This is a genomic window from Mycobacterium kyogaense (genome assembly GCF_036946525.1).
GTDB lineage: Bacteria > Actinomycetota > Actinomycetes > Mycobacteriales > Mycobacteriaceae > Mycobacterium > Mycobacterium kyogaense_A.
In genome coordinates this window covers 176,880-190,522 of sequence record NZ_JAQIIY010000011.1, presented here as the reverse complement: position 1 = coordinate 190,522, position 13,643 = coordinate 176,880, and the positions used below count along the sequence as shown (strand labels likewise).

The 13,643-nt window shown below is 66.9% G+C and carries 10 protein-coding genes and 1 pseudogene; 7 read left to right on the top strand and 4 right to left on the bottom strand.

The features are described 5' to 3' along the window. Positions 1 to 2: 2 nt before the first annotated feature. The gene (locus tag PGN37_RS10310; RefSeq protein WP_335330931.1) at positions 3 to 1,616 is read right to left on the bottom strand and encodes a flavin-containing monooxygenase; all 1,614 of its coding nucleotides are present in this window, start codon (positions 1,614 to 1,616) and stop codon (positions 3 to 5) included. Positions 1,617 to 1,748: 132 nt separating this feature from the next. Here PGN37_RS10310 and PGN37_RS10305 point away from each other — a divergent pair, with 132 nt between their 5' ends. From PGN37_RS10305 to PGN37_RS10280, 6 genes and pseudogenes are all read left to right on the top strand, one after another. After that, the gene (locus PGN37_RS10305; protein WP_335330930.1) at positions 1,749 to 2,828 is read left to right on the top strand and encodes a ferredoxin--NADP reductase; all 1,080 of its coding nucleotides are present in this window, start codon (positions 1,749 to 1,751) and stop codon (positions 2,826 to 2,828) included. 99 nt (positions 2,829 to 2,927) lie between these two features. Beyond that, a pseudogene (locus PGN37_RS10300) lies at positions 2,928 to 4,110 on the top strand (acyl-CoA dehydrogenase family protein). 14 nt (positions 4,111 to 4,124) lie between these two features. Then, positions 4,125 to 5,033: a biphenyl-2,3-diol 1,2-dioxygenase gene (bphC, locus tag PGN37_RS10295; protein ID WP_335330929.1), complete on the top strand. Its 909-nt coding sequence runs from the start codon at positions 4,125 to 4,127 to the stop codon at positions 5,031 to 5,033. Continuing rightward, positions 5,030 to 6,487 (top strand): FAD-dependent oxidoreductase, encoded by a 1,458-nt coding sequence (locus tag PGN37_RS10290; RefSeq protein WP_335330928.1) that lies wholly within the window; start codon positions 5,030 to 5,032, stop codon positions 6,485 to 6,487. Before bphC ends, PGN37_RS10290 begins: the two co-directional genes overlap by 4 nt. A gap of 149 nt (positions 6,488 to 6,636) precedes the next feature. Further along, a complete protein-coding gene (locus PGN37_RS10285; protein WP_335330927.1) occupies positions 6,637 to 7,533 on the top strand; it encodes an IclR family transcriptional regulator in 897 nt (298 codons plus the stop codon). Next, positions 7,530 to 8,453 carry an alpha/beta hydrolase gene (locus PGN37_RS10280; RefSeq protein WP_335330926.1) on the top strand — a complete coding sequence of 308 codons (924 nt, stop codon included), beginning with the start codon at positions 7,530 to 7,532 and terminating at the stop codon, positions 8,451 to 8,453. Before PGN37_RS10285 ends, PGN37_RS10280 begins: the two co-directional genes overlap by 4 nt. On the opposite strand, the gene PGN37_RS10275 is transcribed toward PGN37_RS10280, so the two are convergent. Next, positions 8,430 to 9,662: an NADH:flavin oxidoreductase gene (locus PGN37_RS10275; protein ID WP_335330925.1), complete on the bottom strand. Its 1,233-nt coding sequence runs from the start codon at positions 9,660 to 9,662 to the stop codon at positions 8,430 to 8,432. The two genes, PGN37_RS10280 and PGN37_RS10275, sit on opposite strands and share 24 nt — an antisense overlap. A 481-nt stretch (positions 9,663 to 10,143) precedes the next feature. On the opposite strand from PGN37_RS10275, the gene PGN37_RS10270 reads away from it, so the two are divergent. Then, positions 10,144 to 10,746 carry a Dabb family protein gene (locus tag PGN37_RS10270; protein ID WP_335330976.1) on the top strand — a complete coding sequence of 201 codons (603 nt, stop codon included), beginning with the start codon at positions 10,144 to 10,146 and terminating at the stop codon, positions 10,744 to 10,746. A 4-nt stretch (positions 10,747 to 10,750) separates the two neighbouring features. Here the strand turns inward: PGN37_RS10270 and PGN37_RS10265 are convergent, their stop codons facing one another. Both PGN37_RS10265 and PGN37_RS10260 read right to left on the bottom strand, forming a co-directional pair. After that, positions 10,751 to 11,638: an SDR family NAD(P)-dependent oxidoreductase gene (locus PGN37_RS10265; RefSeq protein ID WP_335330924.1), complete on the bottom strand. Its 888-nt coding sequence runs from the start codon at positions 11,636 to 11,638 to the stop codon at positions 10,751 to 10,753. Continuing rightward, entirely contained in the window at positions 11,635 to 13,560 is a 1,926-nt protein-coding gene (locus PGN37_RS10260) for a flavin-containing monooxygenase (RefSeq protein ID WP_335330923.1), read from the bottom strand. The genes PGN37_RS10265 and PGN37_RS10260 overlap by 4 nt, the downstream gene beginning before the upstream one ends. Positions 13,561 to 13,643 lie beyond the last annotated feature (83 nt).

The following is a 13,643-nucleotide window of genomic DNA, read 5'->3' as shown; positions in this document are numbered from 1 at the left end:
ATTCAGCGGGCCGTGAGCAGCTCGAAGCCCTTATAGCCGGCGTCGGCGACCTCGCGGCAGATGTCGAGGTATGTGCCGAACCCACCGATGAACAGCATGAACTGCCGTGGCTTGCCCGGCACGTTGGCGCCCATGTACCAGGAGTTGGCCTGGGTGAACAGTGTCGCCTCTGCGCGCCGCGCACATTCGACGTTCCAGTTGTCGACGGCGTCGGCGGTGGCTTCGATCGCGGCGTACCCCCGGTCGTCGAGGTAGGCGATGGCCTCGGCGATCCAGTTCACGTGCGCCTCGGCATGCAACACCATGTTCGCCAGCACGGCGGGCGAGCCCGGTCCGGACACCAGGAACAGGTTGGGGAATCCGTCGGTGCCCAAGCCCAGATACGTCCGGGGCCCGGCAGACCAGTCGTCGGCCAACTTCTGTCCCCCGCGACCGGCGATGTCGATTTTCGCCAGCGTTCCGGTGAGCGCGTCGAAACCGGTTGCCAGCACCAGTGCGTCGATGTCGTAATGCTTCTCCGACGTGCTGATGCCGGTGCGGTCGATCGACTGAATCGGCGTCGCGCGGACGCTGACCAGGGTGACGTTGGGTCGATTGAAGGTCTGGAAATAGTTGGTATCGGTGCAGATCCGCTTCGTACCGATGGGATGGTCGGTGGGAATGAGCAGTTCGGCGACGTCCGGGTCGTCGATGACGGCGCGGATCTTCTCCTCGTAGAACTTGCGGGCTTCGTCGTTGGCCTCCGACGCGATCATCTGATCACTAAAGGTCTTGGAGAAGAGCACGCCGCCGAGTTCCCAACGCTTTTCGAAGGCAGCGCGGCGCTCGTCGGGAGTGGCCTCCATGGTCAACTTCGGATGAGCGACATGCGGTGAGCCGCCGCCGCTGCGCCAGGACATGTGGCGGCGCTGCGCGTAGTTCGCTTTGATGTCGGCGACCTCGTCACTGCCAAGTGGGCGATTACCGGCCGGCACACTGTAATTGGGGGTGCGTTGGAAGACGTAGAGGTGCTCGGCCTGTTCGGCGATGATGGGAATGGACTGGATACCCGAAGATCCAGTGCCGATGACCGCGACGCGCTTTCCCGTGAAGTCGACGCCGTCGTGCGGCCAGTGCGCCGTGTGATAGGTCTCGCCGCCAAAGGTGTTCAGCCCGGGAATGTCTGGCGTCATCGCCGCCGACAGCGGTCCGGTGGCCATCACGACGAACCGGGCGTCGATCCTCTCACCGGAGTCGGTCGTCACCGTCCATCTCAACGCGGATTCGTCGAGTGCAGCGCCCGTGATCCGAGTGTTGAACGTGATCTCGCGCCGCAGATCGAGTTCGTCGGCCACCCAGTTGATGTAGGCCAAGATCTCGCGTTGCGTGGCGTACTTCTCCGACCACGTCCACCGCTGTTGCAGGTCATCGGAGAACGAATAGCAGTAATCGACGCTTTCGACGTCGCAACGCGCGCCCGGGTAGCGGTTGTAGTACCAGGTGCCGCCGACGTCCGGGGCCGCTTCGAAGACACGCACGGACAGGCCCTGCTCGCGAAACTTGTGCACAGCGTAGAGGCCACCGAATCCGGCGCCCACCACGACCACATCCACGCGAGGAATCGATCCACTGCTCACGCGCCGAACGGTAGGCCTTCTCGGATGGGGTTCCCGCCGATCCTCCCGGTCACCGGGCGGCGTGACCGGATCTCCCGGCCATCGGACCGACCGGGTTGGCGCCGCAGGCGATGGCCGCCAGAATCAGCGGCCATGACCGACCTCGACACCGGCACCGAAGTCGTCGGCGTGGGCCGCGGGGTGGTGGTACAGGTCGCCGAGGTCATCGACGAGAGTGCCGACGCCCGGTCGCTGGTGTTCGCGATCCCCGATGATCAGCAAGATCTGTTCGCCTACCGGCCCGGACAATTCCTCACCCTGCGAGTGCCCAGCGAGCAGACCGGGTCGGTGGCCCGGTGCTACTCGCTGGCCAGTTCCCCGCACACCGATGCCGCACCGAAGGTGACCGTCAAACGGACAGTCGCCGGGTATGCATCGAATTGGTTGTGCGACAACATTTCTTCGGGCGACCAGATCGAGGTGCTCCCCCCGGCCGGAGTGTTCACCCCGCAGGACCTCGACGCCGATTTCCTGCTGTGGGCCGCCGGCAGCGGCATCACTCCCGTGATGTCGATCCTGAAATCGGTGCTCTTCGCCGGCACAGGACGGGTGGTGCTGTGCTACGCCAACCGCGACGAGTCCTCGGTGATCTTCGCCGCGGAGTTGCGTGATCTGGCCGCCCGCTATGCCGGCCGCTTGACGGTGCTGCACTGGCTGGAGTCTCTGCAGGGGCTACCCACCCGCGCCCAGATGAGGGGCTTCACCCACACCGTGTTGACCGCATCGCCCGCCGTCGAATCGTTCATCTGCGGTCCGGCTCCGTTCATGGCGGTGGTCAAGGAGTCCCTTGCTGAGGCCGGGGTCCCGCGCGAGCGGATTCACCTCGAGGTCTTCCAGTCGCTCTCGGGCGACCCGTTCACCGATGATGCGGACACCACGGCGGCGCTCGCCGACGATGCGGATGCCGCCACCGTCCGCGTCGACCTCGACGGCAGCGCTCACCAGTTGCGCTGGCCGCGGCGCGCGACTCTGGTCGAGACCATGCTCGCCGCCGGACTGGACGTGCCCTATTCCTGCCGGGAGGGTCAGTGTGGTTCCTGCGCAGCGACATTGGTGCGCGGTCAAGTCGACATGACCACCAGCGACATCCTCGAACCTGACGACATCGCAGACGGGCTGATCCTCGGCTGCCAGGCCCGGCCGGTCACAGACGACCTGCACATCGAATTCTGACATCGACCATCGGGCTTCCGCTGAACGGGAAAACCGACCACAGCCCCATCCGCGGCGGGACACCATGACACACAGGCCAGCGAGGAAGAGGACCACGAGATGACTGAGCGGGTAATCGACCGGGTGCAGGAGCACGCCGAGCACTTACGCACCCAAGGCGCGGAGGCCGAGAAGATCGGCAAGCTCACCGACGACACGGTCAAAATGATGAAGTCGGCGGGCAACATCCGCCTGCTGCAGCCCAAAGAACACGGCGGTCTGCAGGTCCATCCGCGCGAGTTCGCGGAGACGGTCATGGCCACGGCGGCGCTGGACCCGGCGGCCGGCTGGATCAACGGCGTGGTGGGCGTGCATCCCTATCAGCTGGCCTACGCCGACCCGCGCGTGGCCGCCGAGATCTGGGCCGACGACGTCGACACCTGGGTCGCGTCCCCCTACGCCCCGCAGGGTGTTGCCGTGCCGGTCGACGGCGGTTACCTCTTCAACGGTCGCTGGCAGTTCAGCTCCGGCACCGATCACTGCGACTGGATCTTCCTGGGCGCGATGATCGGTGACGCGGAAGGCAAGCCGCTGATGCCGCCGCAGATGCTGCACATGATCCTGCCCCGCAAGGATTACGAGATCGTCGAGGATTCCTGGGATGTCGTCGGACTGCGCGGGTACCGGCTCCAAGGACGTCATCGTCAAGGACGCCTTCGTGCCGTCGTACCGGACGATGGATGCGATGAAGGTCATGGACGGCTCCGCACAACGCGAGGCCGGCATGACGGACACGCTCTACCTGATGCCGTGGTCGACGATGTTCCCGCTGGGCATCAGCGCAGCGACCATCGGCATCGCGGAGGGTGCGCTGGCCGCCGCTCTGGACTACCAACGTCAGCGGGTCAACTCCAGCGGTGTTGCGATCAAGGACGACCCCTATGTCATGTACGGGATCGGCGAAGCAGCCGCCGACATCAATGCCGCCCGCCAGGAACTGCTGGCCAACGCCGACCGCATCTACGACATGGTCGACGCCGGGCGTGAGGTGTCCTTCGAGGACCGCGCGGCGGGGCGGCGCACCCAGGTGCGCGCGGTGTGGCGCGCTGTGTCGGCCGTCGACGAGATCTTCGCGCGCTGCGGCGGTAACGCGGCCCGCATGGACAAGCCGTTGCAGCGATTCTGGCGCGACGTGCACGTCGGTCAGGCGCATGCCATCCACGTGCCTGGAACCGTCTATCACGCCTCGGCACTGAGTTCGCTCGGAGTCGACCCGCAGGGTCCGCTGCGGGCGATGATCTGAAAGGACTTCTCAGCATGGGACTGATCAAGAGCCTCGGCTATGTCACCGTGGCCGCTACCGACATCGACCGGTGGCGCCGCTTTGCTTTCGATGTCCTCGGCTTCGCCCGCGGCCACGGTCCCGACGACACCGCCCTGTACCTGCGGATGGACGAGCGGGCCGCCCGCATCATCGTCGTGCCGGGCGACGCCGACAGAATCGTCACCGTCGGATGGGAGGTCCGCGATCACGCCGACCTCGACGCGGTCAAGGCGGCACTGGATGTCGCCGGTGTGCCCTACAAGCAGCTGTCGCTGGAGGATGCCGACGCACGACGGGTCGAGGAGGTCATCGCGTTCGACGACCCGGCGGGCACCTCGCTGGAAGTCTTCCACGGTGCAGTGCTCGACCACTCCCCCGTGGTGACGCCGTTCGGTGCGCGGTTCGTCACCGGTGGACAGGGATTGGGCCATGTCGTGCTCCCCGCCCTCGACGTCAACGGCGTGTTCGAGTTCTACACGGGAGTACTGGGGTTCAAGTCCCGCGGCGCGTTCCGCGTTCCGGTACCCCCGGAGTTCGGACCGGTCCGGGTGCGATTCATGGGCGTCAATCAGCGCCATCACAGCCTGGCCATCTGCCCCGCGCAGACGGTGCGCGATCCCGGCCTGATCCACCTGATGGTCGAGGTCGACACCCTCGACGCGGTCGGTCAAGCACTCGACCGGGTCAACGCCGAAGGATTCCAGCTGTCCTCGACGCTCGGCCGCCACACCAACGACAAGATGGTGTCGTTCTACGTACGCGCTCCCGGAGACTGGGACATCGAGTTCGGCACCGAGGGCATGCGCGTCTACGAGGAGCACTACACCGCCGAGGAGATCACGGCCGACAGCTACTGGGGTCACCAGTGGGTGTCCGACCTGCCCGCAGCGGTGCGGCCGTGACCGACATCCTCCCGATCCCCGCCGCCGAGATCACCTCCTGGGACCACCACGCCGACGTCGTGATCGCCGGATACGGCGTCGCGGGCGCGGCGGCTGCCGTGGAGGCCGCCCGCGCGGGGGCCGAGGTCCTGGTGCTCGAGCGCAGCGGATCCTGGGGTGGGGCTGCGGCGATGGCCGGCGGATTCATCTACCTCGGCGGCGGCACCCCGATCCAAACCGGCTGCGGTTTCACTGATTCCGTGGACAACATGGCCGCATACCTCAGTGCCGCCATGGGCCCCGGCGCCGACGAGCAACGGATCGCCGACTACTGCGCCGGCAGTGTCGCCCACTTCGAATGGTTGACCGGCTGCGGTGTGCCCTTCAAAGCCGAGTTCTTCGATCAACCCGGCTGGGAGCCCATGGGCGATGAGGGGCTGATGTACAGCGGCGGAGAGAATTCCCACCCGTTCAACACCATCGCCGAACCCGCGCCCCGCGGCCACGTGCCGCAGATGCAGAACAAGAAGCAGGGAGAATCCAGCGCCGGCTTCATGTTGATGAAAGGCCTCGTCGAGACCGCCATCACCGCAGGCGCCCAGGCGCTGTACGACGTGCGGGTGCAGGCGCTGATCGTCGAATCCGACGGCCGTGTGGTCGGTGTCCGGGCCCGCCGCTACGGCACGACGATCGACATCCGTGCCCGGCGCGGGGTTGTGCTGGCGACCGGAAGCTTCGCCTACAACAACGACATGGTGGCCCGGTATGCGCCGCGTATCTCCGGCCGACCGGCCGCCTCCATCGAACAGCACGATGGACGAGCGATCAGAATGGCCCAGGCACTCGGTGCGGACCTCGCGCACATGGACGCCACGGAGGTGGCGTTGTTCATCGATCCGCAGCAACTGGTGCGCGGTGTCTTGGTCAACGAGCACGGACAGCGCTTCGTCGCCGAAGACACCTACCCCGGACGGGTCGGACAGCTCACGCTCTACCACCAGAACAACACCGCCTACCTCATCCTCGATGAGACCGCGCAGGCCGAGGCGATGGCCTCCCCCTCGCCGCAGCTGATGATGCGCCCACCGACCTGGGTCTGCGAAACGGTCGCCGAGCTCGAGGCTGAGATCGAGTTACCGCCTGGCGCACTGCAATCCACCCTTGCCGCCTACAACAACGGCGCGGCCGAGGGGCGCGATCCGCTGCTTCACAAGAAACCGAAGTGGCTGCGGCCCCTCGGATCGCCGATCGCCGCGATCGACCTGCGCGAGTCCACGGGAGGATTCACCCTCGGCGGACTGCACACCACCCTCGATGCCGAGGTGTTGCACGTCAGCGGAGATCCGATCCCCGGACTGTTCGCCGCTGGACGCTGCAGCGCCGGACTGGCGGCTTGGGGTTACGCTAGCGGCGTCTCGCTGGGCGACGGCAGCTTCTACGGACGCCGCGCCGGACGTGCCGCCGCGCGCGGCTGACTCATCGGGCCTTTTTCCGGCACCACGCGGCGTATCGCGCCATGTGCTGTGGCCGCATCAGACACATTCGCCACCAACACGCCGTCATGCGATTCATGTGACAGCGCCCACACCCCTGTGCTACAAAGAGGCATATTACTAATAGGCATATGCCTGCACGGCATGTGTCGAGTACGGAGGAGGGCATCGTGACGGTTGCGGTCGAAAAGGCTGTTGAGAAGGCGAACGAAACACCCAGCGCGGTCATCGATCGGATCTCTCTGGTTCTCGACGCCTTCGACGGACCGGGTCGTCTGACCCTGGCGCAGATCGTGCGCCGCACGGGCCTACCCCGTTCCTCCGCGCACCGCATGCTCGAACGCCTGGTCGCACTTCGCTGGCTGCGTCGCGACGGCCGTGACTATGAATTGGGCATGCGGCTGGTCGAATTGGGCTCGCTGGCGTTGCACCAGGACCGCATCCATCGTGCCGCGATCCCATTGCTGCGCGACCTGCATCGGGCCACCGGGCTGGTGGTGCACCTCGCCGTGCTCGACGGCTCTGACGTCGTGTACCTGGAGAAGATCGGCGACCAGATGGCAGCGGCCATCCCGACGCGCGTCGGGGGACGTCAACCGGCGCACTGTACGGCCGTCGGAAAGGCGATCCTCGCCGACAACGAGAATGCCCTCGTCGATCTGTCGACCCGCAAGACCCGCTACTCCATCGCCAACGCCGCCCAGTGGAATGCCGAACTGGCCCGTGTGCGCGCCCATGGGATCGCCGTGGAGCGCGAGGAGTCGCTGGCCGGCTTCGGGTGCGTCGCCGCGCCGATCGGCCCTGCCGGTCAGGCGGTCGCAGCTGTGTCCGTGTGCGGTCCGATCTCACGGATGACCTTCGACCATCGCATGGCGGCACCGGTGCGGATGACGGCGATGGGCATCTGGCGCAACGCAGAAGACGGGCCGGAGCGTGTCGCGCCCACTCTGCAGCCGCTGCGGCCGCTACGGGGCGGCATGGCGCCGCGGCCCACCGAGGCGCGTCACGCTTCCCTGTTGCCGGCGTGAGGCTCGATCCGCAGGTCGCCGACATCATCGAGGCGCTCGATTCGGGCTTTCCGCCAGTGCACGAGATGACGGGCGCACAAGCGCGCGCCGCGATTCGCGCACGGTTCGTGCCGAACCCGGCACCCGAACCGGTCGCGATCGTCGAAGATCACGAGATCGCCGTCGACGGGGGCTCCGTGGCGCTCCGGGTCTACCGTCCTGAAGGATCGGAACCGTTGCCGCTGCTCGTGTACGCCCACGGTGGCGGATTCGTCTTCTGCGACATCGACAGTCACGACGGACTGTGCCGCAGTCTCGCCAATCTCGTTCCTGCAGTCATTGTTTCGGTCAACTACCGGTTGGCACCCGAGCACCGATGGCCGACCGCCGCAGAAGATTTCTACACAGCCGTCGAGTGGGCGAGCGATCGTGCCGCCGATCTCGGCGCGGATCCGGGACGACTGGCCGTCGGCGGTGACAGCGCCGGAGGAAATCTGGCCGCGGTGGCCGCCCTCATGGCGCGCGATCGGAACGGCCCGGCCCTCGCGGCGCAGCTGTTGCTCTACCCGGTGATCGCCGCGGATTTCGAGACGCCCTCCTACCGAGCGTTCGGGCGAGGCTTCTACAACCCCCGCCCAGCCCTGCAGTGGTATTGGGATCAATACGTGCCCACCGTCGGTGACCGCACCCACCCGTACGCCAGCCCCCTGGGCGCCGAACTCGGCGATCTGCCACCGGCGGTGATGGTGCTCGCAGGCCATGACCCCCTACACGATGAAGCCAGCACCTACGCCGATGCAATGTCCTCGGCGGGTGTGCGGGTCACACGATGCGAATTCGACGGCGGCATACACGGTTTCATGACGATGCCGATGCTCGACATCGCCCACGATGCTCGCCGACAGGCCGCCGAGGCGTTACGGCATGTGCTCGACCGGTAGCGCCGCAGGCGCCCCCTCACGGTGCGCCACCGGACCGTAGCGCTGGTCCGGGGCGAGCACGCAGTGCGTCCGCCCGAACACCGTGACCATGCACTTGTTGTTGTGGGTGCACAGGCTGCGCCAGGCCGGCTCGGCCATCATCGTCTTCACTCGATCAGGTTCGCGCAGGAGTGCCCGCCCCATCGCGAAAAAGTCGAAGCCCTCGGCCGAACCGGTCATCACGTGGGCGCGCTCGGTGATGCCCCCCAGCAGGATCAGTTTCGTGTTGGTCATCAGCGGCACGAACTGGCGTGCCGCGTCGAGCATGTAGAGATCGTGATAGGGATAGTCGCCCATCGCACGCTTTCCCACGAGCTGCAGCGCCGGACGTAGCGCCCTCGGCATCACCTGCGCGAACTCCCGCACCGGCGCGTCACCCCGGAAGAGGTACATCGGCTTGTAGACCGATGACCCCTGGGTCAATTCGAGAGCGTCGAGAGTGGCGTCGGCATCGAGCAACTGCGCGGTTCGCAGCGCCTCGTCGATCCAGATGCTGCCTGGCACCCCGTCGTCCATGTCCAGCTTGGCGATCACCGCGATCTGATCACCGACGACCTCGCGGACGTGCTCGGCGATCTCGCGCACCAGCCGCGAGCGGTTGTCTATCGACCCGCCGTAGGCGTCTTTGCGTCGGTTGATCAGTGGGCTGAGGAACGAGCTGGGCAGGTACAGATGCCCGAAGTGCAACTCAACCGCATCGAAACCCGCGTCCACGGCCACTCGGGCAGCAGTGCCGAATTGTGCGATGACAGTGCGGATCTCATCGACGGTGATGGCGCGGCAATACGCCATCGACGTGGGGTTGACGAATCTGCTGGGGGCGACCGCGGTGACTCCGGTCAGCTTCCGAGGGGCGACGACTCCGGCGTGACCGAGTTGGGCCGAGATCGCCGCGCCGGCGTCGTGCACCGCATCGGTGAGGCGCCGCAGCCCCGGCAGGGCCGCGACACTCATCACGATCTGACCGGGAGCGCTGGCCGCCTGCGGCGACACACAGCAGTACGCGACCGTCGTCATCCCAACCCCGCCTTCGGCGAACCGGCGGTGGAAGTCGATCAGTTCGTCGGTCACCGCACCGTCGGGCGAACGGCCCTCGGACGTGGCAGCTTTGATGACCCGGTTGCGCAATGCCACTGGGCCCAGCCGAGCTGGACTGAACGGATCACTCATGGACACACCGTCATCCCGGCGGTCTGGACGGTCAACCGGGGCCTCCCAGTGGCCGGGAACGCGGCCGCGTCCGCACGAGAGACAACCGTAGCCTCGCGCCATGAGTGAGGTCTTCGTCGTCGACCGGGTGACCACTGCTCCCGGCCGCGCCCGCGAGTTCATCGACGCCTACCTCACCGGTTATGCCCCCGGCGCGCGCGAGCGCGGAATGAACCTGCGTGACGTGCTCGTGAGCCCACCGATCTGGTTTCCCGACCGCACCAACGTCGTCACCATCACCTGGACGCTGCCCAGTCCCCAGGCCTGGTGGCAGATGACCTGGCAGGGCCGGCCGGACCCGGCACTTGCGGGGTGGTGGTCCGGCGTGGCCGATCTCGTCGTCGACCGCACCCGCAGCGTCGCCACCACCGCCGTCGAGGTCGAGGCTCCACCCGCCACCGCGGTCCCACCTGCCGATGTGGCCGCCCCGTCGACCGTGGCGATGACCCGGTTGATCGACGTCGCCGAGCCGGACCGCGAGCGAGTACTCGCCGACCTCGCGGCCGCGGCGGCGCGCAGCGGGGCCGTCCGAAGCGTGGTCGCCCCGACCCTGCCGGGATCACGCAACGGTGGAGACATACTGCTGCACTTGAGATTTGACGATTCGCAGGCCGCGGCCGATTGCGAAGTCGATGCGGCACTGTCGGACCCTGCCATCTCCCGTGTCAACGGCGCCACGTACCGCGGCAACGCAATGCGCAGCTCAGCCGGCACCGTGTATCGGGCCCTGCTGCTGCGCGTCTCACCCGAGGCCGATCCGGCGACCGTGGCTGACTTCGAACGCGAACTGGCGATGATGGCGGCCTATGTTCCGACGATCGCCGCCTGGCAACTCAGTCGGGTGGACGAGGCAATCGGAACCACCGGGTGGACGCACGTGTTCGAGCAGGAGTTCACCGATGTCGACGGACTGATGGGCCCGTATCTGATGCACCCCGTGCACTGGGCCGTCGTCGACCGGTGGTTCGATCCCGAGACCACCGACGTGATCGTCCGAGATCGGGTGTGTCACAGCTTCTGCGAGTCGGCCGCCCCTGTGCTGTAGGTCGTCAGAGGCCGGCGGGCAGGATGTTCGGATTGGCGGTCGCCGGGGGCTCGAGAGGCGGCAACACGGTGCGCCCGTCCAGGGTGTGCACCGGCAGGTTCTGCGCCCACGGGTAGTGGAGGCTGAAAGCGACTAGCCCGGTGCGGGTTTGAGCGGGAAGGTGACACATGGCCAGCACCGTCTCGGCCAGGTACTCCACCGGTTCGGTGGGAAAGCTGTCCGGAATCAACGATGCCGCGCCAGGAGTGCGCACCGCCGTGGAGGGACCCACGCAGTTGACGGCGATGTTGTCGTCGAGCAACTCGGCGGCAACGCCCTGGGTGAAGCGATGCAACGCCGCCTTGCACGACGCATAGACGACGTCGCCCGCCGTCTTGTTGTACTCCCGGTAGGGCCGCAGCGGCGCGACGCCGGTGACCGAGCCGATGTTGACGATCCACCCCGCACCCCGCCGACGCATGTGTGGTATCCCGGCTTGAGTCAACGCGAACGGTGTCGTCAGGTAGTGGGCCACAGTGCGATCGAAGGTGGCCCGCGGCATGTTCTCCACCACAGAGTAATCGGCGAAACCCGCGTTGTTGACCAAGATGTCGATGCCGCCGGCGCGCTCCACCACCGACTGGACCAACCCGTCTCGGGCCGCGTCGTTCTCGAGGTCGGCAGCCACCCCGAACGCCGATCCGCCTGCCGCCTCGATGAGTGCGATGGTCTCGCCGATGGTGCCGGGGATCGCTTCGCTCGTGCCGGCCCGCACCGACGGTGAGGGCTGGTAGGAGCGGGCCGTGACCGCGACGGTGGCACCCTCGGCGGCCAGCCGCTGCGCGATGGCCCGCCCGATGCCCCGGCTGCTTCCGGTCACCAAAGCTGTCTTGCCCGAGAGTAATCCGGTCATCGCAGAACGAAGTCCGATTCGACGGGGGCGCGGTGCTGCTGCCAGAGATCGACCAACCGGAACGGGGTGGCGACGACGACTCGACCGGACTCGGACCGATAGTAGGTGTGCGCATTGGGCGTGTGACACCACACGGTGTTCTGCATCGCTGCGTCGATGGCGGCCACGTAATCGGAGAACGCGCGCTCGGTGACCTCCATCGTGGCTGCTCCGCGCAGAGCCATCAGCTGCAGACATTCGATGATGTAGTGCGCCAGCACTTCCATCGAGAAGTTGGCGCCGGCGCCGTGCCCGGGACTGTAGTTGGGCGCTGAGGTGATGAACAGGTTCGGGAACCCGGGTACGGTCCCGCCACGGTAGGCGCGCGGACTGTCGCCCCACTCCTCGGCCAAGGTCTTGCCGTCGCGACCCCGGATGTCCATCGTGGACAGGAAGTCGAGGTGATAGCCGGTCGCGTAGATGATCACGTCGAGGTCGATCTGACGGCCGTCGGCGGTGACGATCCCCGCGGCGTTGATCCGCGCGGGTTCGCTCGCTTCCACATCGACGTGGTCGCGGTTCAACGCAGCGTAGTAGCCACCCGGGTCCCGGATGATGCGCTTACCGTAGGGTGCGAAGTCCGGGGTCACCCTGCGGGCCAACTCCGTTCCCGCGCCGAAGGTCTGGTCGATGTACTCGAGGCACATCTGCAACAGGACATCGTTCGTCGGGTTGATGGACAGATGCGACTTGGACCACTCCGGGTCCTGCAGGATGATCGGGTAGTTGTTGTCGGCGGTGCCCCAGTAGGACTTCACCCGGTGCCACATGGCGTAGTACGGGAGGACCCGGCCGAGGTGGCGGCGGTGTTCAGGAACAGCATCGGTCAGTCGCTTGCGCGGCGCGACCCAGTGCGGCTGCCGCTGGAACACCGTCAGATGCTCGACCTGATCGACGCAGGCATCGACGATCTGCACCGCAGTACAGCCCGCGCCGATGATGGCCACCTTCTTGCCGGTCAGGTCGAGTTCCGGGTCCCAGCGGGCCGAGTGAATGCTGATGCCGGCGAACGTGTCTCGGCCCTCGATGTCCGGATACCGGGGGCGGTTCAGGTAGCCCGCTGCGGTGACCACCACCCGCGCGTGATCCACCGATTCCGTGCCATCGGCGCGGCGGGTGTGGATCGCCCAATGTTGTTGCTGCTCATCCCAGTGCAGGGCTTCCACCTCGGTGCCGAACCGGATCTGGTCGCGCAGGCGGTGCTTGTCGGCCAGCGCGACCAGGTATTGCTGATACTCCGCGCCCTGCGGGTAGTAGTTCGACCACTCGGGGTTGACCTCGCGCGAGAGCGAGTAATAGGCCGACGGGGTGTCCACGCCGATACCGGGGTAGGTAGTGGTCAGCCAGGTGCCCCCCACTTCGTCGTTGCGGTCGTAGACGGTGAAGTTCACGCCTTCCTCAGCGGCGGCCAGAGCGACCGCGATACCGGCCAACCCGGCGCCGACGATCGCGACGCTGGTGGTCGTCGGGATCGGAACGGTGCGCGGGAGGGTGGGAGTCGAGGGCCGGAAACCCCCTTGTTCGAGCAACAGATCGACCTGCTCGTCGTCGACCTCGCTGCCCAGGGCCACCGGCAACAGTCGGGTGAAGAACTCGCGGTCGTCCGGGGCCGGGGCGTCGGCCGGCCGCTCGGCGCTCAAGGCGGCGATGATGTCGTCGGCCAGCGCCTGCGCGGTGTGCGCGTCGGTCCGCCCCGCCCGCTCGGGCGGATCGGGTACGTAGGAGATCTTCGCTGCGTAGCGGTCGATCGCCGTGACGTCACCGGTCATCTGCGCCAACACGGCCACCAGCACACCGGGGTCGGCCTCGAGCAAGTGGGCGCGCAGAACGTCCGGATCCGTTGCACTGTCGGCCGGCGACGGCGATTCCGTGGTGGCGGTCATGGTGGCGAGTATCGAAGCGGTGACGCCTCGGTGGTCGGGGTCTGTCTACTGAGCGGGAGACGAACCACCGTGACGCACCGTCT